Consider the following 20,541-nt stretch of genomic DNA (forward strand, 5'->3'; position numbering starts at 1 on the left):
GACGGTGAGACCCGCCCGGATTGCCCTAGCGCCGTGGCAGAATCAAGCCCGGCCTTCACGGGCCTTCTTTGGGCCAATTGCATGGGTGCCGCCGGGGCGGCTAAAGCCTGACCGGAATTTGCAGGAAGGATTGCCCCCATGAGCTTCAAGATCGTCGAACAGGCCCCGGCCCGGCTGAACCGCAGCGAGCTCGCCGTGCCCGGAAGCCAGCCCCAGCTGTTCGAAAAGGCGGCCAAATCCGCCGCTGACGTGGTGTTCCTCGATCTGGAGGATGCCGTCGCCCCGGATGACAAGGAGCAGGCGCGGCGGAACATCATCGCAGCCATTGGTGACATTGACTGGGGCCGCAAACAGCTCTCGGTCCGGATCAACGGTCTCGACACGCATTACATGTACCGGGACGTGGTGGACGTGCTGGAGAACTGCTCGGACCGGCTGGACCTCATCATGATCCCCAAGGTCGGCACCGCGGCGGACGTCTATGCGGTTGACATGATGGTGACGCAGATCGAGGCCGCCCGGAACCGCAGGAAGCGGGTGGGCTTCGAGCTCATCATCGAAACCGCGCTCGGCATGCAGAACATCCATGAGATCGCCGCCGCCTCGCGCCGGAACGAGTCGCTGCATTTCGGCGTGGCGGATTATGCGGCCTCCACCAAGGCGCGCACCACCTCGATCGGCGGCCCGCACCCAGATTATGCGGTGCTGACTGACGCGCTCGCAGACGGTACGCGGGCCACCCACTGGGGCGACATGTGGCACTACGCCATCTCGCGCATGGTGGTGGCCGCGCGCGCCAATGGCCTGCGCCCGATTGACGGACCCTTCGGGAATTTCTCGGATGCGGAGGGTTTCCGGGCGCAAGCAAAACGTGCAGCTGTGCTGGGTTGTGAAGGGAAATGGGCGATCCACCCGTCCCAGATCACGCTCGCCAATGAGGTGATGAGCCCGTCGGACGGCGATGTTGCCCGCGCGCGCCGCATCATCGCTGCAATGAAGGAGGCAGAGGCCCAGGGCAAGGGCGCCGTGGCGCTTGACGGGCGCCTCATTGATTACGCCTCGATCCGCCAGGCAGAGGTGCTGGTGCAGAAGGCGGAGATGATTGCCGCCAACTGACGAGGGGTAAGCCCACTTCACCACCTGACACGCGCCAGGCTTCAATGGTATCACTTTTGCACTGTTGAAGCGGTGCGCCGGGAGCGGGCGCCTTGAGAGCGTGGCATGGTGAAGGAATATTCCCGCGAGGTTGAGTGGCCGACGGTGGCGCTGATTGCCGCTGTTTACCTGGTGCTCGGCCTGATCGTCTGGTTTCATGCAAGCCTGCCTTGGTGGCTGATCCTTGCGGCGGGTTCCTACTGCGCAGCACTTCACGCCTCGCTCCAGCATGAGGTGCTGCATGGCCACCCCACGGGCAACCGGCTTCTGAATGAGGCGATGATCTTCGTCACCCCCACGCTGTGGCTCCCCTACCTCCGCTACAAGCAGTCGCATCTGCAGCATCACAATGATTCAAACCTGACGGACCCGCGGCTTGACCCTGAATCCTATTATCTGCTGCCCGAGAGCTGGGCTCAGGTACATGGGATCAAGCGCGCGTTGTTTGAGTTCAATCATACGCTCGCCGGCCGGATGCTGATCGGCCCCGCCGTGAGCATCCTGCGCTTCTGGCCGTCCGAGTTCCGGGACATCGCCCATGGCAACGCCAAGACGCTGAGGGCGTGGGCATGGTTCGTGCCCTCAGTCGCGATCACGCTGTGGTATGTGGTCTATCTCTGCGGCATGCCCTTCTGGCAGTATTACCTTTTGATCGCCTATCCCGGCATCTCGCTCGCCCTGGTGCGCTCCTATTGCGAGCATCAGGCGGCGGAAGAGGTGGAACACAGGACGATCATCGTGGAGGCTTCTCCCTTCTGGTCGCTCCTGTTCCTCAACAACAATCTCCACGTCGCCCACCACACCATGCCGGCACTCGCCTGGTACAAGATCCCCGCCTATTACCGCGCCGAGCGCGAGGCGCTGATCGCGCGCAACAACGGCTATCTGATGAAAGGCTACAGTGAGATCTTCGCGCGGTTCTTCCTGAAGGCGAAGGAGCCGATCCCCTATCCCAACATGAACTGGCTCCGGAAGCTTTGATGCGTTAAGACCCCTCAATCATTCAAAGGGGTTGATGCGACGTGACGAACCGGATCGAGATCGCGGGCCTGCAAGTGGCGGGCGAATTGTTCAGCTTCATCGGCGGAGAGGCCCTGCCCGGAACGGGCATTTCCGAGCTCGACTTCTGGCATGCCTTCGCTGACATCATAAGGGATCTGGAGCCGAAAAACCGCGCCCTTCTCGAGAAACGCGATGCCTTGCAGGCGAAGCTCGATCACTGGTACCGGCAGAATGGTGCCCCTGCGGACATGGACGCCTACCGCGCCTTCCTGATGGAGATCGGCTATCTTCTTCCCGAGGGGCCGGACTTCGCGGTGACGACGGAGAATGTCGACCCGGAAATCGCGCAAGTGGCAGGCCCCCAGCTCGTCGTTCCCGTGATGAATGCGCGATATGCGCTGAACGCCGCCAATGCCCGCTGGGGCTCGCTCTACGACGCGCTCTATGGCACCGATGCCATCCCCGAGCAGGATGGGGCGGGAAAGGGCCAGGCCTATAACCCGGTGCGCGGCGCACGCGTCATCGGCTGGGCGCGGAATTTCCTCGATGTGGCGGCACCCCTGGCCAAGGCCAAATGGGCGGATGTCTCCCGCGTGTTCATTGAGCGCGCAGCGCTGGTGACCGATCTGGGTCCGCTGAAGACGCCCTCGCAGTTCAAGGGCTATCGCGGAGACGGCCAAGACCCCGCCGCCGTGCTGCTCGCCAACAATGGGCTGCACGTCGAAATCACATTCGACGCCAGGCATCTGATCGGCAAGGATGACAAGGCGGGAATTTCCGATGTGATCGTCGAGTCCGCCCTCACCACCATCATGGACTGCGAGGATTCGGTCGCCGCCGTCGATGCGGCGGACAAGGTGGCGGTCTACCGCAATTGGCTGGGCCTGATGAAGGGTGATCTCACCGAGGAGATCGAGAAGAACGGCCGCACCATCACCCGCCGCCTCAACCCCGACCGCAGCTATGAAGCGCCGGGCGGCGGCAGTTTCACCCTTCCCGGCCGCTCGCTCATGCTGGTTCGCAATGTCGGCCATCTGATGCGCAATCCGGCCATCCTCGATGAGGACGGCCGCGAAGTGCCCGAAGGCATCATGGATGCGATGATGACGGGGCTGATCGCCATCCATGATGTGGGCCCCAAGGGACTGCGAAGGAATTCGCGCGCCGGCTCCGTCTATATCGTGAAGCCTAAGATGCATGGGCCTGAGGAAGTGGCCTTCGCGGTGGAGCTGTTCTCCCGCGTGGAGCAGGCACTGGGCCTTGCACCCGATACCCTGAAGATCGGCATCATGGATGAGGAGCGGCGCACCACCATCAACCTCAAGGAGTGCATCCGCCAAGCCAAGAGCCGGATCGTCTTCATCAATACGGGCTTCCTCGACCGCACCGGAGACGAGATCCACACCTCCATGGAAGCAGGCCCCATGATCCGCAAGGGGGATATGAAGCAGGCGCCCTGGATCAAAGCCTATGAAGACTGGAACGTGGATGTGGGCCTGCTCTGCGGCCTTCCCGGCCATGCGCAGATCGGCAAGGGCATGTGGGCGATCCCCGATCACATGGCCATCATGCTGTCGATGAAGCTCGGTCACCCGCAGTCTGGCGCCAACACGGCCTGGGTTCCCTCCCCCACTGCAGCAACGCTCCATGCCACGCATTATCACAAGGTGAATGTGAAGGCGGTGCAGGAAAAGCTCAAATCCCGCCCGCGCGCCAAGCTTGATGACATCCTCTCGGTGCCGGTTGCGGTGCGCCCCAACTGGACGCCGGAAGAGATCCAGAAGGAACTGGACAACAATGCGCAGGGACTCCTCGGCTATGTGGTGCGCTGGATCGACTTCGGTGTCGGCTGCTCCAAGGTGCCGGATATCGACAATGTTGGCCTGATGGAAGACCGCGCCACGCTGCGCATCTCCTCCCAGCACATCGCCAACTGGCTGCGCCATGGCGTGGCCAGCGAGGCGCAGGTGATGGAGACGATGAAGCGCATGGCAGCCGTGGTGGATGGCCAAAATGCAGGCGATCCGGATTATCATCCGATGTCGGATGATTTCGACAGCTCGATCGCGTTTCAGGCAGCGTGTGATTTGGTGTTCAAGGGGCGGGAACAGCCCAATGGCTACACGGAGCCGCTCTTGCACATGCACCGGCTGCGGGTGAAGGCGCGGGGATAGGCTGAGCTGATCGTCAAGCGCCAGGTGATACAACTCACCTTCGCCGGGTCACTTGAGATCAACTCCCAACTCGCACCGTCATGCCAGCGAAGGCTGGCATCCCGCTTCCGGTGCAGCACACGCTGATGCAAAGCGGGACCCCAGCTTTCGCTGGGGTGACGCAACGTGTGGAGTGCGTGGCGACAAGCGCCTGACGACATTACTCACCGTCATGCCAGCGAAGGCTGGCAACCCGCTTTCGGTGCAGCACATGCTGATGCAAAGCGGGACCCCAGCCTTCGCTGGGGTGACGAACCAATTCTTTATTCCCCGTAAGGCACCCAGATGTTCTTCACCTGCACGGCACGGCGGAGATAGTCCGTGCCCTGACCTTGTTGGCGCGACAGCCAGTCCCGGCGCTTGCCGTTGGAGACCCATGTGGGCTTGAGATTGCCGGCACTCGCCGCTTCCACCAGCTTCGAACCCGCGGCCGAACCCATGTACCAGAGCGCTGCCACCTCGTCATGCTCGGCCAGCGTTTTCGCCAGCTCGTCACGCTCACCCGTCACGATGTTGATGACGCCGCCCGGCACATCGGAGGTGTCGAACACCTGATAGAGATCAGTGGCGGCAAGGGGCTGGCACGAGGATGGCACGGCCACCACACGGTTTCCCATGGCAATGACCGGCATGACGAGTGAGACGAAGCCCAGAAGCGGCATCTCCTCCGGGCAGATGAGGCCCATCACGCCATAGGGCTCATTCATGGCCAGCGTCACGTGGCGAGACTTGGTGGCGTGGATGCGGCCATCAAATTTGTCGGTCTGTGCGGCATACCAGAAGATGCGGGCGAGTGATGCCTCTACCTCGGCGCGTGCATCCTTCGCAGACTGGCCCATTGATTTGAGGCGCAGCTCGAATTCGCCAGACCGCGCGGACAGATTTTCCGCAATGTAATAGAGCACCTGCGCCCGGTTGTGCGCCGTGGCGGTGGACCATGCGCCAGCTTTGGCAGCGGCTTCCACTGCGTTGCGGATGTCCTTGCGGTTGCCGAGGCCCGCCTGGCCGATGACCTTGCCCTTTGCTCCGTATACGGAATAGGAATAGCCAGAGTCCGGCCGCGCCTGCTTGCCGCCGATATAGAGCTTGGCCGTGCGGTCGATCAGCGCGCCTTCAACAGCACCTGCGGGCGCAGCACCAAGGGGCTCCGCCTTCGCCGGTGCCTGCGGCTTCAGAGCCTTCTCCCATGCTGGCACAAGATATTCATACATGCCTTCGCGCCCGCCTTCGCGGCCGAAGCCGGATTCGCGGTAGCCGCCGAAGCCCGCCGCGGCATCGAAGAGATTGGTGGCGTTGAGCCACACAACGCCAGCCTTGACGCGCGCCGCCGTATCGAGCGCCAGATTGATGTTCTCTGACCACACCGTGGCGCTGAGGCCATAGCGCGTGTGATTGGCGATTTGCACCGCCTCATCGGGGGTTCGGAATGTCATCACCGCGGCGACGGGGCCAAAGATCTCGACATCCATGACCGTAGAGGACGGCCCCACATCGGTGAAGATCGCGGGGGCAAACCAATTGCCGCCCGTGGGCAAGTCGCAGGCTGCCTGAATGAGCGTGCCGCCCTCCGCCTGGCCCTTCGCCACGAGCGCGGTGATGCGCTGGAGCTGAACGGGATCGACGATGGCGCCCATGTCGATGGATTTATCGAGCGGGTCTCCCACGCGCAATGTCTCCATGCGGCGGCGGAGCTTGGCCAGAAACTTAGGCGCCACACCTTCCTGCACGAGAATGCGCGAGCCCGCGCAGCAGACCTGGCCCTGGTTGAACCAGATCGCATCGACCACGCCTTCAACGGCTGCATCGAGATCGGCATCTTCATGGACGATGAATGGCGATTTACCGCCAAGCTCCAGCGAAAGCTTCTTGCCCGAGCCTGCCGCTGCCTTGCGGATCAGGCGGCCTACCTCGGTTGAACCGGTGAAGGCGATTTTGCCGATATCCGGATGATCGACCAGTGCCGCACCCGTGGCGCCATCACCCGTGACGATGTTGACGACGCCCGGCGGCAAGCCCGCCTCACGGCAGATTTCGGCGAAGGCCAAGGCGGTGAGCGGCGTGAATTCCGCTGGCTTCAGCACCACGGTGTTGCCGGCAGCAAGGGCGGGCGCAATCTTCCAGGCCAGCATGAGCAGCGGGAAATTCCACGGGATGATCTGGCCGCAGACGCCCACAGGCTCAAAGCCCGGAAACTCATCCACAATCAGCTCCGCCCAGCCGGCGTGATGGTAGAAGTGGCGCGCCACCAGCGGAATATCGATGTCGCGCGATTCGCGGATGGGCTTCCCATTGTCCATGGTCTCGAGCACGGCGAGGAAGCGCTCGCGCTTCTGGATCAGGCGCGCAATCGCATAGAGATGGCGCGCTCGCTCATGGCCCGAAAGCCTGGACCATGTGCCAAAGGCCTTGCGTGCGGATTTGACGGCGGCATCCACATCCGCCGCCGTGCCCTGCGATGCGCGCGCCAGCTTCTCGCCATTGGCGGGATTCGACATGTCGAACAGATGGGCAGGTTTGGTGAAGGCGCCATTGATGAAATGGCCAAATCCGTCAGCGTGGGATTTCAGCCAATCACGCACATGGCCATTTGCTTCGGGCGCTGTCCCATAATCCATGGTGTCGAGAATCTCGGTAACGCTGGGCATGGGGCCTCTCAAGCAAGCGGCTGGTGCGTGGCGGCGGCATAGCGGCCCGTCACATGGTGTTCGAGCTGGCGTTCGATATCGGCCAGCATGGAAGAGGCGCCGATGCGGAAGAGATCGGGCTCCAGCCAGCGGCGGCCCAGCTCCTCCTTCATCAGGATCATCCAGTTCATGGCGTCCTTCGCCGTCTTCAAGCCGCCCGCGGGCTTGAAGCCGATCTGATGGCCAGTGAGCTCGCCATAATCCCGCAACGCCCGCGCCATGACCAGGCTCACGGGCAGTGTGGCATTGACGTCCTCCTTGCCGGTCGAGGTCTTGATGAAATCCGCCCCCGCCTGCATGGCCACCATCGACGCCTTGTAGACGTTGCGCAGCGTTTTCAGATCGCCCGTGGCAAGGATCGCCTTCATATGCGCTTCGCCGCAGGCCTCACGCATGGCGGCGACTTCATCATAAAGCGCTGTCCAGTCCTGGGTGAGAACCTGGGCACGATGGATGACGATGTCGATCTCGCGTGCGCCCATGTCCACCGCATAACGGATTTCGGCCAGGCGCTGCGGCAGCGGCGTGAGGCCTGCGGGAAAGCCGGTGGCAACGGAGGCCACGGGAATGCCCGATCCTTCGAGCGCCTTGACGGCTGGCGGCACCATGGACGGATAGACACAGACGGCGCCGACGGTTGGCGCCGCGCCGAGGCCCAGCGCCGCCACAATATCGTCCCGCAGCGGCCGCTTCGCCTTGGCGCAGAGGCGGTGGACGCGGCCCGGCGTGTCATCGCCTGAAAGCGTCGTCAGGTCGATGCATTGCAGCGCCTTCACCAGCCAGGCGGCCTGATAATTCTTCTTCACCGAGCGGCGCGCGGGCAGGCTCGCCGCGCGGCGTTCCGCGGCAGAGAGATTGACCTGCGCATCCTCGAACCAGGCAAGGTTGAGTGCTGTGCCGGGGTTACGGGTGACCGGTGCAAAACGGCCGGTCTGGCCAAGGGGGCGGAGTTCATTCATGACGCAAAGCTTCTAATCCATGGCGGGCGGGAGAGGAACAGTGCCATCGCGCAGGCTCATGAAATAATCATCCCCCCCAACCTGCCCGCCCTTCATGGCAATCTCGAGCCCATCAAGCCTGGGGTCAGCACTTGCGGCGGTGCACAAGGGAGAGCCCGGCGTGGCGAGCAGCGGGAAGCGGGTGGTCAGCGCGAAGACATCAAGTTCTCCCAGCGCATGGCTCGAAGTGTCTCCCCCTGCCAGAATGGCGCGCGTGAGGCCGAAGCTTGCAATGCAGCCGCGCGCGATCTGGCCCAGCGCCTGCCCTACACGGTGGCGCCCGCCCGGAATGCGATCGAGCGCATCGCCCTTTTCGCCGTCAGGCTCGAGGGCTGTATAGACGATCACGCTGCGGCCCTGGCCCATCAGTGCCTTGGCTGCTGCCGTGTAGCGTTGCGTGGCAGCCTCATCCGTGGCGAGGGCCACCGGGTCCGCCGCAAGCCCCGCAAAGCCATGCGCCAGCGCGTGGCGGATCTGCCGCGCGGTGGTGGGTGAGCAACTGCCGGAGACGGCGATGATCTGGCTTACAGGCGGAAGCGCCGGAAAGCTGACGGTCTCAAGCCCCAGCGCTTTCATCAACGCATAATTGACGCCGGATGATCCCGCGATGAATGGACCCCACGCATTCGGCCGCAGCAGCTCATGGCCCACGGCCAACTGTGTTGCCAGGTCCCACACATCGAAGATCAGGATTCCCTCAGCCGCATTGGCGGGGGCGAGGCTGATGGGAAGGGACGTCTGGCGCGCGAGGTGGAGGCGGAGGTCCGCCTCGTCCATCGGCGTCACCGGATGGCGGCTCATCACCGGGTGCCGGTCAATCCGGTAGGTCTCACCCTGATAGCCCGCGAACAGATTACCAAAGGCTGTGTAGCGCTTCAGCTGCGGCGCACCGACCACGAGCGGTGTGACGCTCTGGCCGAAGACCTGCCGCCCGATTTCGATGGCGCGGCCGATGTTTCCGATCCGCGGGCTCGAGTCGAAGGTGGAGCAGACCTTGTAGTGGCAGAAGCGCGCATTCAGCGACTTGAGCCAGTGGAAGTAACGCGGCAGGTGCTCGTCCATCCATTGGGGCGTCTGGCTCCGGCTGGTGCCGGCAATCCCCACCGCATCATGCCCGGCAAAGCGGGCCTGTTCCTCCGATGTTGGAATGCGCGTGAACAGCACCGTCTTCATGCCGTGAAGCGCCAGAGATTCCATCACGTCGGTCGAGCCCGTGAAGTCATCGCCATAATAGGAGAGAAACATCAGCCGGCTTGTCCATCGCCGAAGAAGGCGAGCGATTGCGCGAGCTCGGGGTGTGAGGCCGCATAGCTTTCAAGCGGCACGCCGGAGACCGCCGCCTCCCACGCCTGCTTTACCGCGCGCACGCCTGCTGCCGGGCCAGACGGGTGGCTGACGATGCCGCCGCCGCAGAGATAGAGCAGGTCCTGTGTGCGGCCGGTCCTTTCATAGGTTTCCGGCGCCTGGCCGCCCCACTGGCCGGAGCCTGCCACCGGCAGCGGGCAATCCTCAGGTGAAAACAGCGGCGCCTTTAGTGAGTTGAAGGAGTCGACGAAGCTTTGATCCGGCTCCCAGTATTTCACGCGAATGCCGTTGATCTGGAACTGGTCCACCCCCAACAGGCGCCAGAACTGCTGGTAGACCGAGAAATCCATGCCAATCCCCGGATGCCTTGTCAGCAGATCCCAGCCATTGCGGTGGGCATGCAGCACCAGGCCTGAGCGTTTCCGCAGAAAACTCATGCCGCCGAAGCCGATCGAATTGATGTTGATGACGGCGCAATTGCCCCCAGCCTTCAGCACCAGATCATGGTTGCGCATCATCAAGTCCGGGTCCGCGTGGCTGATGCCGAAGGCATACATCACCTTCTTGCCCGTCTTCTGCTCATGATCGAGGACCAAGGGCATGATGGCTTTGACGCGCTCTTCCAGCGGCGAATAGGCGGGGCTTGCCAGCTTCTCGTCATCCTTGATGAAATCAACGCCGGCCGCGATCAGCTCACCCACCAGTGCGGCGGTCTCCGGCGGCCTGAGGCCCAGCGCCGGCTTCACGATGGTGCCGATGATGGGCCTGGTTTCCACGCCCGTGAGCCTGCGGCTGCCGGCAATGCCGAATTGCGGGCCGGGGTGTGCGCCTGCAAATTCCGGGGGGAGCTTCATGCCCGTCACCCGGATGCCGGTGAAGCCGCGGATCGACCAGACACCGCCCATGGTGATGGTCATCAGCGCCGCCAAGTCCGTGCCGATGGCATCGAAGGGAAAATCAATGTCCGCTTCGGCGCGGTTGAAGGGCCCCGCGGCATCAGTGGGGAAGGAAGGTACGGAAGCAGGGGGAAGCACCCGCACCGCCACCACGCGCGCCGCGACACGCGCCTTCAGCTCGTCCGTTTCGCCCGGCACCGCCACGAAGGTGCCGGTCGACTGGTCACTGGCGATTTTCGCGGCAAGCTTCTCGGGGCTCCCGTCCGTTTCGATCAGATAGGTGAGGCGGATCATGGCGGGTGGCGGATTGCGCATTGGGTGTTTACTGGTATGATGACATGAACTGAGCGCAACTTAGCAGCCAATCCCAAGCCGATGCAAACCGAGCGTATCATCCGCCGCAAGCTGTCTGACGAGGTTCTGGAGCGGCTGCTCCGCCTCATCTCGGAGGGCAATCTGAAGGCAGGCGACGCCATGCCCTCAGAGCGCGAGTTGATGGAGCGTTTCGGCGTGGGCCGCCCGGCGATCCGCGAGGCAATGCAGTCGCTGGCCAATATGGGGCTGGTCTCCATCAGCCATGGCGAGCGGGCGCGCGTGCAGGAGCTGACCGCGCAATCGATCATCCGGCAGGTGGACCTCTCTGCCCATATCATGCTGCAGCGCTCCTCCGGCTCGCTTGAGCATTTGAAGCAGGCGCGGCTGTTCTTCGAGCGCGGCATGGTGCGCGAGGCGGCGGCAAAGGCGCAAGGTTCGGACGTGGAGAGGCTCCGCGCCACGATCGAGGAGCAGCGCCGGCTTTTGGGCCAGAGCGAAGCCTTCATGGCGGCCGACATGCGCCTCCACACGCAGATCGCCGCGATTTCCGGCAATCCGATCTTCATATCCGTGAGCGAAGCAATGCTCGGCTGGCTCAAGGCCTATCACACTGAACTGCTGGTCTGGAGCGGCAAGGAAACCCACACGATTTCCGAGCACACGGAGATCGTCGACCACATCGCCAAGGGTGATGCCGGCGCAGCGGAGGCTGCTATGGTCAGGCATCTCGAGAGATCGAGTGTACTCTACACCTCCGCGGCACACCTCACGCGGGGCTGACCCGCGAGACCTTTCCAAGCACACCACGCGGGTTTTCCCTTCTCCCATTGCTTTGCAACGGGAGAAGGGACACCAACTAGACGGCAGACAATCCCAATATCGCCCGCGCCTCCGTCACACTCGCAGGGTGCCGGCCATAGTCTCCGCACATCGTGGCGACGCGCGCGACCAGTTCGGCGTTTGAAGCCGCAAGCCGGGTTTCGTCCCAGCGGATGTTGTCTTCAAGCCCCGTGCGGCAGTGGCCACCACGTTCGAGGCACCAGCGGTTCACCTCCAGCTGGTGCCGGCCGATGCCGGCTGCAACCCAAGTCGATTGCGGCGAAAGCCTCGTCACCTCATCCACCATGAAGTCGAAGGCCTGGCGGATCACCGGCATGGCGTTCTTGACGCCCATAACGAACTGCACATGCAGCGGCTTCTTCAGCAGGCCTTCATCGGCAAGGCGCAGGGCCTGATAGAGCATCGAGAGGTCGAACACTTCGATTTCCGGCTTCACATCATAGTCGAGCATCTTCTGCGCCAGCTCCCGGACGAGGTCCGGATGGTTCTCGTAGATGATGGTCGGGAAGTTGCAGGAGCCGGTTGAGAGCGAGGCCATGTCGCAGCCGAGATGCAGCATGCCGCCGCGCTCGGACCCCTTGCCGGAGCGTCCGCCAGTCGAGAACTGGACGATCATGCCGGGGCAGTGCTGGCGCAGGCCTTCGAGCAGTTGTGCGAAACGGTCCGGATTGGATGTGGGCGTCTGGTCATCGTTGCGCACATGCACATGGGCGATGGTGGCACCAGCTTCGAAGGCGGCCTGGGTCGATTCAACCTGCTCGGAAATGGTGATGGGCACCGCCGGATTGTGTTCCTTGCGCGGAACGGAACCCGTGATCGCAACGGTGATGATGCAGGGCGTGGTCATGCCCTCACTCCCAGCTCTTGACCCAGGACGGGCTGATGATGCGGCCATCGCGCCGCGCCAGGCCCGAGATGGCCTCGATCTCCTCCTGCGTCAGGGTGATGCTGAGAGAGTTCAGGTTCGAGACGGCATTCTCGCGCTTGCGCGTCATCGGAATGGCGGCCACCCCCTGCTGGGTGATCCAGCGCAGCACGATTTCGGACGGCGGGCGGCCATGGCGCGCGGCAATCTCTTTGACCACCTCCGTCTGCATCGCCTTGCCGCGGGCGAGCGGGCAATAGGCGGTGAGGATCATTCCCGTGTCGCCCGCAGCGGCCAGAAGGCGGGACTGGTCGAGCAGCGGATGAAACTCGACCTGGTTGCAGATCAGGCTTCCGCCCGCAATCTGCTGGGCGCGGCGCATCTGCGCCACGGAGAAATTGCTGACGCCGATGGCCCGCGCCATGCCCTTGTCCCGCTCCGCAACCAGCTGTTCGACGCTGTGGTCAATGACGCCATCGGCAGGCGGCCAATGGATGAGGAGGAGATCGGGTGGTCCCCCCAGCGCCTCGACCGAGCGCGCAACGGCAGGCGCAAAGCGGCGCTGATCGAGGTTCGAAGGGTCCACCTTGGTCACGATGAAGCAATCACTGCGGGGCAGGCCTGACGCTGCAACGGCCCGGCCCACCTCGGCCTCATTGCCATACATCTGTGCGGTGTCGATGTGGCGGATACCCACCTCAAGCGCCATGCCCACGCAGCGCTCCGCTTCCACGCCGGACAGTGGATAGGTGCCGAAGCCCAGAAGCGGAATGCCGTTTGATGCAGGTGTGGTGGCAGGCGTCATTGAACTGTCCTTCTCGATCACGAACTCGTAGCCCGGCCCGCGGGAACCGGCAAGCAGGCGAAACGTTCCTCTCACGGGCCCGGGTCCCTGCTGCCGGCCAACAACCCTGGTCTTCTGTCCAACAGCGCGAAGGAATACATGTCATGCGGCCACTTCCCGCCGTGGTCTACCGTGAGAACACACTGGGTCCCCCGCCGGGCCAAGGCCTGGTCAACGGTCTGATCATCTTTCTCGCTGTCTGCGGTATTCTCTATGCCGGAAGCGAAATCCTGATTCCCGTGGCGCTCGCCATCCTGCTCTCGATCCTGCTGGCGCCCGTCGTCACCGGGCTGCAGCGCCTGCGGCTGCCGAAGGTCATGGCCGTCATCATGACGGTTGTCATGGCTGGTGTCATCGTCGCCGTCATCGGGGGCTTCGTCGGCTCCGCCCTCACCAATCTTGCGGCCGATCTTCCGTCCTATCAATCAAGCCTCAAGGAAAAGGCGCAGAACCTCAAGTCCATGACGTCTGGCGGCGGCACGCTGGAGCGCGCGGCTGGCGTTCTCGAAAACCTCCGCCTGGAGCTCGAGCGGCCGGATGCGACGGCGCGCACGCCCGCACCAGAAGTGGTGAAGCCCATTCCCGTCGAGATTCAGGAAAGGCAGGGCCCGCTCGCGTCTCTCACCGCCATCCTGGGCCTTCTCATCCATCCTTTGACGCAGCTGGGCATCGTCGTGCTCATGCTCGCCTTCATCCTCATTTACCGCGAGGATCTGCGAAACCGGCTGATCCGGCTCGCCGGCACGGGAGACATTCACCGGACGACGACTGCAATCGATGAAGCTGGCCGCCGCCTCAGCCGGCTCTTCGCCATGCAGATGATGATCAATGCCTCAACCGGGCTTTTCATCGGCGTCGCCCTGTTCCTGATCGGCGTACCGGGGGCAGCCCTTTGGGGCACGCTCACCATGATCCTGCGCTTCGTGCCTTATGTGGGCACGGTGCTCTCGGCCATCTTTCCCATCATCATCGCCGCCGCAGTCGGCGATGGCTGGACGCTGGCGCTGATGACGGTCGGCGTCATGCTGGTGACGGAAAGCATTGTGGGCCAGGTGCTCGAGCCCTTGTTCTTTGGCCGGAGCACGGGGCTATCACCCGTCGCAGTCGTGACGGCTGCCGCATTCTGGACCGCGCTCTGGGGCCCGATCGGCCTCGTGCTGTCCACCCCCATGACGATCGTGCTGCTGGTGGTGGGCCGCAACATCGAAGCATTGCAGTTTCTCGAGGTGCTGTTGGGTTCTGCGCCAGTCCTTACGCCGGACCACGCCTTCTACCAGCGCATGCTGGCGGGAGACCCGCTGGAAGCGGCCGAACATGCGGAGAAATATGTGGAGGCGGGCGAACTCGACAAATATCTGACCGAGGTGGCAATTCCGGGCCTGCTTCTGGCCCAGAGCGACAAGCAACGCCAGGTGTTAACGCCGCCGCACGAGCTTGAGATCGTCACCACCTATTCAGAGCTGCTTGAGGAGTTGTGGCCAGAGAGAAGCAAGGCAAGCGAGGCCGCAGCGCCGGTGATCGTGGTGGCTGCCCATGGTGCACTCAATTTCGCGGCGGCACTTTCGGTCTCTGCCTTGCTGCGCCTCAAGCATGTGCCGCATAGGCTTTTGCCGTCAGACGCCATAGAGCCGGGCAAGTTCTCCGACGAGCTGGCGCAAGGGGCACGGTTCGTCTGCCTCACCTATCTCACGGCACCGTCAGCGGCGAAATACGCCTATCTTGAAAAGCGGCTCGCCGCGCGTCTGCCGGACGCGCAGATTCTGGGGCTCGCCTGGCGTGACGTCGAGGGCGCGCGCAGCATGCTGGCACCCGACCACGCGCTCGCCATGCTGCCTATGGCCGAGGCGCACTCTCAGGGAACACCAGCTGAGAACGTGTCTCAGCTGAAAGTCGCAACATCTTGACTCCAAAGCATTCTCTCACAAGGCGGAACATATGGAGAGCCGGGCCGTTATCTCTGCAACGGTGCATGAGCACATTGGACCATCAACCATACCAGGAGACATGAAACATGGACTGGGATCGGATCGAAGGTAACTGGAAGACGTTTAAAGGCCAGGCCAAGCAACAGTGGGGCAAGCTCACTGACGACGACTTGGATAAGGTCGAAGGCCGCCGCGAAGAGCTCGAAGGCCGTCTGCAGACGCAGTATGGCTACGCAAAAGACCAGGCCCGGACGGAAATCGACTCGTGGCTGAAAAAGCTGTGATTGGTGCGCATCATGAGAATGCTTGCAGTGGTGATCCTGACAGCGTGTCAGTTCACCGCCTTCCCTTTCATCGCCATCGTGGCCGCCAACACGGCACGCCATAGCGAAGACGCCCGGATGATGCGGCACGTCGATATGCCGAACGTGACCGTGGTGTACAAGACAGATCAGCCGCAAAGCGTGGCAATGTAATGAGAAAGGCCCGGGAATTCCGGGCCTTTCTGCATTTTACGATTACGCAGTACTCACTCGGATCTCACAAGAATTCGCGGGGTTGAATGTTCCCGTGCCGCCCGTCAGCCGGCGCTGGTCTTGCTCATGAGGGCTGCTCTCACCTCTGCTTCGGGCCCAAATTCGGAGGCCTCCTTGAGGTGGAGAAGCTCGGCAAGCCGGGCACGCGCGCGGTTCACCCGGCTCTTGATCGTGCCAACGGCCACGCCGCAGATGACAGCTGCCTCTTCATAGGACATGTCGCTGGCACTGACGAGCAGCAGGGCTTCGCGCTGGTCCACCGGCAGGCGAACGAGCGCGTTCTGCATGTCGGTCAGGTCCATATGTCCGTCCTGTTCAGGGTGAACGCCGACATTGGCGGCAATGATGCCATCGGCATCCTCCACCTCGCGCTTGCGCTTCCTGAAGACGGTGTAGAACTCATTGCGCAGAATGGTGAAGAGCCAGGCTTTGAGCTTGGTGCCCGGCTCGAAGCTTTCGCGGTTGGCCCAGGCCTTCAGCAGGGTTTCCTGCACCAAGTCGTCTGCGCGGTCGACCTTGCCGGTAAGCGAAATGGCAAAGGCGCGCAACGGCGGAATCAGCGCAATCAGATCATTCCTGAACGCATGATCATTCATGACAGGAAATCGCCTTGCGATTCAACTTTCGGGTGCAACTGGTCACTCGGGTTTCTCACCGCCGGCTTTGTCAAGATCCTGCAAAAGATCGAGAAACCGCTGTGGAACATCCTGCCTTGCGATGTCGTCGTAATAGGCCTTGAGCTTGCTGCTGACCGCCTCTTTGACCACCTGGTGGTCGCCAGAGGATTTCGATTTCTTGCCAGTCTTTTGATTCATGATTCTGATGTTCGCCCGTCCAAAACCCCGGCACAGCGGCGGTTCAGTCTGCAAGAATGCGCTCAAGCCGGTTTTGTTCCAAAGAAATATGCTAGGCTCGGAACTTGAAGGGCTTATCTGCGTTTCTCAGTCCTGACGATCATTGAGGGAGGGCCATGGCGTCAAACGCCGTGCCGATGACTGCATGACCTTATCTGCCACTGTTGCGCCCCATCTGCCATATCTGCGCCGTTTCGCCCGCGCCCTGACCGGAAGTCAGACGAGTGGTGATACTTATGTGGCGGCACTTCTGGAAAGTCTCATTGCCGATCCGTCCATCCTGAAATCAGCCTCAACGCCGCGAACCGCGCTCTATCAGACGCTGTGCAAGCTGTGGGGCTCCATTCCCCTCAACGGCCAGATCGAAGGCGTACAGCCGGCGTGGGAGGCAACTGTTCAGGGCCGGCTCGCCCATATTCCGGGCCCGGCGCGCCAGGTGTTCCTGCTCTCCGCCGTTGAAGGCTTCGAGCGCAATGAGATCGGTGAAGTGTTGAGCCGGGACAGTGCTGAAATCGATCACCTGTTCGATGAGGCCAACCGCCAGATTTCCGAGATGATCGCCAGTGACATTCTGATCATTGAAGATGAGCCCCTCATCGCGCTGGACATTGAAGATACGATCACCTCCCTCGGCCACCGCTCCGTGGGCATTGCCCGCACGCATAAGGAAGCCGTGAAGCTCGCGCGCGAAAAGCGCCCGCAACTGGTGCTCTCGGACATTCAGCTCGCGGATGGCAGCTCCGGCATTGACGCCGTGAACGATATTCTTGGAAGCTTCGACGTGCCGGTGATCTTCATCACCGCCTTCCCGGAGCGGCTGTTGACGGGTGAGCGGCCCGAGCCTGCCTTCCTCATCACCAAGCCGTTCTCACCTGAGATGGTGAAGGCGCTGATTGCGCAAGCGCTGTTCTTCGATCTCCGATCCCGCAAGGCAGCCTGACGCCATAGAATGAAAGGCCGGTCTTTGACCGGCCTTCTTCTTAAAACACATTGAAAAGATAGAGCAGAATGATGATCGGAATGGGAATTCCGACCAGCCAGAGCAAAATGCCTTTCATGAAACCCTCCTGTGCGTCACCCCTCAGAAACAGTTTCTCACCCTCAAGAGTTCCACCCCTGCAATTGAAGAAGCGGGAACGGCTGCCGATATGACTGTGATGCAAACTCCTCCCGCGGCCACGCAGGCGACGACGGCCGTACTGGTCAACCGGCATTCTGGCACCGTGCGCGGCATGGGCGTGGATGCGGTGCGCCAGATGATTGAAAAATCCTTCGCCGCTGCGGGCAACCCGGCGGATATCCGCCTGATCGACGGCAGCGAGATTTCCGATACGGTGCGGCAGCTTTTGAAGGAAGGTCATGTCCGCCGCATCATCGTGGGCGGCGGAGACGGCACGCTGACGAGTGTCGCAGGCCAACTCGCGGGCACGGAGATCGCACTCGGCATTCTGCCGCTCGGCACCATGAACATGGTGGCCAAGGTGCTTGGCATGGCGCAGGATCTGGGCCAGGCGCTCGAACAGCTTCAGCATGCCGACATCCGCACGATCGATGCAGCGCGCGCGGGGGAGCATCTCTTTCTCCATCATGTGTCCTTTGGCATGCAGCCGCGGCTGGTGAAGGTTCGGGAAAGGCTTGGCTACAGGTCCCGCATCACCAAGATGCTGGCGGGTGTGCGCGCCTTCGCGGCGGTGATGCTGAAGCCGCAGTTCCAGCGCCTCAGCCTGGACATTGATGGCGTGCGCACCGAAATGCGGACGCCGGCCCTCATCGTCAGCAACAATACATATGAAGATTCAATGTTGCTGAAGCAGGCGCGGCTCGATGAAGGCGTTTTGGGTGTTTATGCCGTGAAGCCAATGACATTGGGCGCTTTGCTGCGACTGGGGTTTGACCTGTTGCGCGGCCGCTGGCGCGAAAATCTGAACGTTACGGCACATCGCGGCCGGGAAGTGATCCTCGCACGGCGCCAGGTTCTGGGCCGCAGCAGCCAGAACATCAAGGCGACAGCGGATGGCGAGCTCATGCTGTTTCCGCTTCCGCTGGTGATCCGCAGCGAGCCCGCGGCGCTGCGCATGCTGGTTCCAGGCCAGAAGGCGGGCTGAGCCAAAGCGTATCCTTGTGGGAACTTCGCCGGTCACCGCACGTTCTGTTGCCATTGCACGGGACCACGTGCGCTCAGAAAAAACGATCGGAGACTGCGAATGGCAGACAATATCGACAAACAGTATCAGACTCCTCCGCGGGCGAAGTCTTCATCGTCAGGATGGATTGTCGGCGTCATCATCGCCCTCGTGGCGATTGGCGCGCTGTGGTATTACGGCACGCGCGGCCCTGATGTTGCGACGACGACCAACAGCACCACCAATACCGTGACCACTCAGCCCCCCGCCGTTACGGCGCCAGTGGCACCCACCCCTGATGCCACGACCACGGCGCCAGCCACCGGCACGGGTTCGACCACGGGTACTGGCACAGATACCACGGGCACCTCGGGCTCGACCACCACGACCCCGGATACCACGGGCGGAACCACTGGCACGACGCCGGCTCCCGCACCGGCACCGGCTCCCGCACCGGCACCCACCACGCCTTAATTGGTTGAACGAGACCATGCAAAACCCGGACACGCCTTGCGGCGGTCCGGGTTTTGCTTTGCTTAACAAGCGATTGCTCAGCTTTCCGGATAAACGCCTTTCAGCACCGTGTCGAAATGGTGCTTAACGATCTCATGGCAGCTGCAGGCGCGGCCCTTGAGCCGCTCTTCATCCTTCACAACAAGGTGACCGCGCCTTACCGCCAAGGTGCCGTCCCGCTTGAAGGTGCCGATGACGCGGCTGATATAGCTGCGGCCGACACCCAGCATGGCCGCGAGCCTCTCCTGCGTCAGGGGCACTTCATTGGAGCCTGAACGTTCGATCGCGGCGCTGATCCATTTGGCGGTGCGCTGCTCGATACTGTGTGCGGCATTGCAGGCCGCGGTCTGGAACATCTGCGCCACCAGGCAGTCGGCATAGCGCGAGAAGAGATTCTCAACCGCGCGTGAACGCTGCTTCGCCTCATCCAGCGCATTGACCGGCAATGCGAGAAGATCACCCCCGGTTTGTATGGCTATTTTTGCAAAGGCCGGAAGATTGCCGTGGCTGACGATGCCGCCCACCGCCCCCTCGCGCCCCACCAGCAGCGCTTCAACACCGCTTCCCTCCTCCGTGGAGACCAGGAAGGACACGAGCGTGCGGTGGCAGGGAAAATACACCGTCTGAACATTCTGTCCCGGATCATAGAGTACGGTGTTCGACGGCGACTGCAGCGCCCGCAGATGGGGCCTCAGCATGTCGAGGTCGGACCCCCGCAATGCCGAGAGCAAATTGTTGCCGGGAAGAAGCGTCTCGATCACGGTGGAACTTTCATACATATTCTGCTGCCATGAACGTTCACTTCTGCACAGACATTAGGGTCTGGATGAGCTACAATTGTCTACTCGGACCGGATGGCGGAAGCGCTCGGCGGCTGCCCCTTCGGCGGGCCGCTTTGCGGACGCAGAATCCCGGATACCGGTTCTCAGAACGCACCCATCTGGTGATTGTTCCGGAGAGCACTTATCGCGGCCTGTTACCCTTCTTGGAAAGAGACTTGATGGAAAACCCGCTTCACTCGGCTCCGGTCGAGTTGCTCGATTCCTGCCTCGTGGTGGAGGATGATTCCATCATACGGCTCGATCTTGAAGAGACGCTCAAGGCGTTCGGGCTGAAGCAGGTTCATGGCGCGTCCTCCGTCGAGGCCGCGGCCCGGATCATCGCCTCATCGGAAATCCGCTTCGCCCTGCTCGACTATAATGTGGGCCCGGCAAACACCGTCAAGGTGGCAGAAACGCTGGCCGCGCGGGGAATCCCCGCGGTGTTTCTCACGGCCTATGGCGCCGCGGTCGATCTTCCGCCTGGGCTCTCCCACCTGCAGGTGCTCTCGAAGCCCTTCTCGTCCGACTCGCTGGCGAAGGCCCTCCTCGCCGAGCTCGCCAAGGTTCGGAGGCCATCGGACAAGGCCATTTCCGCCAGCGAGACCAACGGCTAGTCTCGACGCCCAGCGCTCAAGGGTTTTGAGTCGCGCAA

20 protein-coding genes are annotated in these 20,541 nt (G+C 62.4%); 11 read left to right on the forward strand and 9 right to left on the reverse strand.

Annotation, left to right across the window (positions count from 1 at the left end; all coding sequences use genetic code 11):
• Positions 1 to 138 precede the first annotated feature (138 nt).
• From ACO06F_RS07360 to ACO06F_RS07370, 3 genes are all read left to right on the forward strand, one after another.
• On the forward strand, positions 139 to 1,116 hold the full coding sequence (locus ACO06F_RS07360; protein ID WP_421696039.1) for an HpcH/HpaI aldolase/citrate lyase family protein: 978 nt from the start codon (positions 139 to 141) through the stop codon (positions 1,114 to 1,116).
• A 105-nt stretch (positions 1,117 to 1,221) separates the two neighbouring features.
• The gene (locus tag ACO06F_RS07365; protein ID WP_421696040.1) at positions 1,222 to 2,136 is read left to right on the forward strand and encodes a fatty acid desaturase; all 915 of its coding nucleotides are present in this window, start codon (positions 1,222 to 1,224) and stop codon (positions 2,134 to 2,136) included.
• Between the two features lie 41 nt (positions 2,137 to 2,177).
• The gene (locus tag ACO06F_RS07370) at positions 2,178 to 4,331 is read left to right on the forward strand and encodes a malate synthase G (protein ID WP_421696041.1); all 2,154 of its coding nucleotides are present in this window, start codon (positions 2,178 to 2,180) and stop codon (positions 4,329 to 4,331) included.
• A 302-nt stretch (positions 4,332 to 4,633) separates the two neighbouring features.
• Here the strand turns inward: ACO06F_RS07370 and ACO06F_RS07375 are convergent, their stop codons facing one another.
• The 4 genes from ACO06F_RS07375 to oiaX are packed head-to-tail and all read right to left on the reverse strand — an operon-like array spanning position 4,634 to position 10,547.
• On the reverse strand, positions 4,634 to 7,015 hold the full coding sequence (locus ACO06F_RS07375) for an aldehyde dehydrogenase family protein (protein WP_421696042.1): 2,382 nt from the start codon (positions 7,013 to 7,015) through the stop codon (positions 4,634 to 4,636).
• Between the two features lie 8 nt (positions 7,016 to 7,023).
• On the reverse strand, positions 7,024 to 8,013 hold the full coding sequence (gene deoC, locus ACO06F_RS07380) for a deoxyribose-phosphate aldolase (protein WP_421696043.1): 990 nt from the start codon (positions 8,011 to 8,013) through the stop codon (positions 7,024 to 7,026).
• A gap of 12 nt (positions 8,014 to 8,025) precedes the next feature.
• A complete protein-coding gene (locus ACO06F_RS07385; protein WP_421696044.1) occupies positions 8,026 to 9,297 on the reverse strand; it encodes a four-carbon acid sugar kinase family protein in 1,272 nt (423 codons plus the stop codon).
• Entirely contained in the window at positions 9,297 to 10,547 is a 1,251-nt protein-coding gene (gene oiaX / locus ACO06F_RS07390; RefSeq protein WP_421696642.1) for a 3-oxo-isoapionate-4-phosphate decarboxylase OiaX, read from the reverse strand. The genes ACO06F_RS07385 and oiaX overlap by 1 nt, the downstream gene beginning before the upstream one ends.
• 81 nt (positions 10,548 to 10,628) lie before the next feature.
• Between oiaX and ACO06F_RS07395 the strand changes: the two genes are divergently transcribed.
• A complete protein-coding gene (locus ACO06F_RS07395) occupies positions 10,629 to 11,348 on the forward strand; it encodes a transcriptional regulator NanR (RefSeq protein ID WP_421696045.1) in 720 nt (239 codons plus the stop codon).
• A 76-nt stretch (positions 11,349 to 11,424) separates the two neighbouring features.
• On the opposite strand, the gene ACO06F_RS07400 is transcribed toward ACO06F_RS07395, so the two are convergent.
• A complete protein-coding gene (locus ACO06F_RS07400) occupies positions 11,425 to 12,255 on the reverse strand; it encodes a 3-keto-5-aminohexanoate cleavage protein (RefSeq protein ID WP_421696046.1) in 831 nt (276 codons plus the stop codon).
• A 4-nt stretch (positions 12,256 to 12,259) separates the two neighbouring features.
• Positions 12,260 to 13,153 carry an aldo/keto reductase gene (locus ACO06F_RS07405; protein WP_421696047.1) on the reverse strand — a complete coding sequence of 298 codons (894 nt, stop codon included), beginning with the start codon at positions 13,151 to 13,153 and terminating at the stop codon, positions 12,260 to 12,262.
• A 68-nt stretch (positions 13,154 to 13,221) separates the two neighbouring features.
• Here ACO06F_RS07405 and ACO06F_RS07410 point away from each other — a divergent pair, with 68 nt between their 5' ends.
• The 3 genes from ACO06F_RS07410 (at position 13,222) to ACO06F_RS07420 (ending at position 15,518) form a co-directional block, all read left to right on the forward strand.
• Entirely contained in the window at positions 13,222 to 15,021 is a 1,800-nt protein-coding gene (locus ACO06F_RS07410; protein ID WP_421696048.1) for an AI-2E family transporter, read from the forward strand.
• A 107-nt stretch (positions 15,022 to 15,128) separates the two neighbouring features.
• Complete coding sequence (locus ACO06F_RS07415; protein WP_421696049.1) at positions 15,129 to 15,326, forward strand: CsbD family protein; 198 nt, start codon at positions 15,129 to 15,131, stop codon at positions 15,324 to 15,326.
• Between the two features lie 12 nt (positions 15,327 to 15,338).
• Positions 15,339 to 15,518 carry a hypothetical protein gene (locus tag ACO06F_RS07420; RefSeq protein ID WP_421696050.1) on the forward strand — a complete coding sequence of 60 codons (180 nt, stop codon included), beginning with the start codon at positions 15,339 to 15,341 and terminating at the stop codon, positions 15,516 to 15,518.
• 104 nt (positions 15,519 to 15,622) lie between these two features.
• Here ACO06F_RS07420 and ACO06F_RS07425 read toward each other — a convergent pair whose 3' ends face one another.
• A complete protein-coding gene (locus tag ACO06F_RS07425) occupies positions 15,623 to 16,174 on the reverse strand; it encodes a sigma-70 family RNA polymerase sigma factor (protein ID WP_421696051.1) in 552 nt (183 codons plus the stop codon).
• Positions 16,175 to 16,216: 42 nt separating this feature from the next.
• On the reverse strand, positions 16,217 to 16,459 hold the full coding sequence (locus ACO06F_RS07430) for a NepR family anti-sigma factor (protein WP_421696052.1): 243 nt from the start codon (positions 16,457 to 16,459) through the stop codon (positions 16,217 to 16,219).
• 118 nt (positions 16,460 to 16,577) lie between these two features.
• On the opposite strand from ACO06F_RS07430, the gene ACO06F_RS07435 reads away from it, so the two are divergent.
• The 3 genes from ACO06F_RS07435 (at position 16,578) to ACO06F_RS07445 (ending at position 19,029) form a co-directional block, all read left to right on the forward strand.
• Positions 16,578 to 17,372 (forward strand): response regulator, encoded by a 795-nt coding sequence (locus ACO06F_RS07435; protein ID WP_421696053.1) that lies wholly within the window; start codon positions 16,578 to 16,580, stop codon positions 17,370 to 17,372.
• Between the two features lie 208 nt (positions 17,373 to 17,580).
• Positions 17,581 to 18,537: a diacylglycerol/lipid kinase family protein gene (locus ACO06F_RS07440; protein ID WP_421696054.1), complete on the forward strand. Its 957-nt coding sequence runs from the start codon at positions 17,581 to 17,583 to the stop codon at positions 18,535 to 18,537.
• A gap of 99 nt (positions 18,538 to 18,636) precedes the next feature.
• Positions 18,637 to 19,029 (forward strand): hypothetical protein, encoded by a 393-nt coding sequence (locus tag ACO06F_RS07445; RefSeq protein WP_421696055.1) that lies wholly within the window; start codon positions 18,637 to 18,639, stop codon positions 19,027 to 19,029.
• A 77-nt stretch (positions 19,030 to 19,106) separates the two neighbouring features.
• Here the strand turns inward: ACO06F_RS07445 and ACO06F_RS07450 are convergent, their stop codons facing one another.
• Positions 19,107 to 19,847, reverse strand: coding sequence for a Crp/Fnr family transcriptional regulator (locus tag ACO06F_RS07450; RefSeq protein ID WP_421696056.1), 741 nt, complete (start codon positions 19,845 to 19,847; stop codon positions 19,107 to 19,109).
• 221 nt (positions 19,848 to 20,068) lie between these two features.
• Here ACO06F_RS07450 and ACO06F_RS07455 point away from each other — a divergent pair, with 221 nt between their 5' ends.
• Positions 20,069 to 20,503 (forward strand): response regulator, encoded by a 435-nt coding sequence (locus tag ACO06F_RS07455; RefSeq protein ID WP_421696057.1) that lies wholly within the window; start codon positions 20,069 to 20,071, stop codon positions 20,501 to 20,503.
• The last annotated feature ends 38 nt before the right edge of the window (positions 20,504 to 20,541 follow it).

The sequence above is a fragment of the Aestuariivirga sp. genome (genome assembly GCF_965227715.1).
Lineage (GTDB): Bacteria > Pseudomonadota > Alphaproteobacteria > Rhizobiales > Aestuariivirgaceae > Aestuariivirga.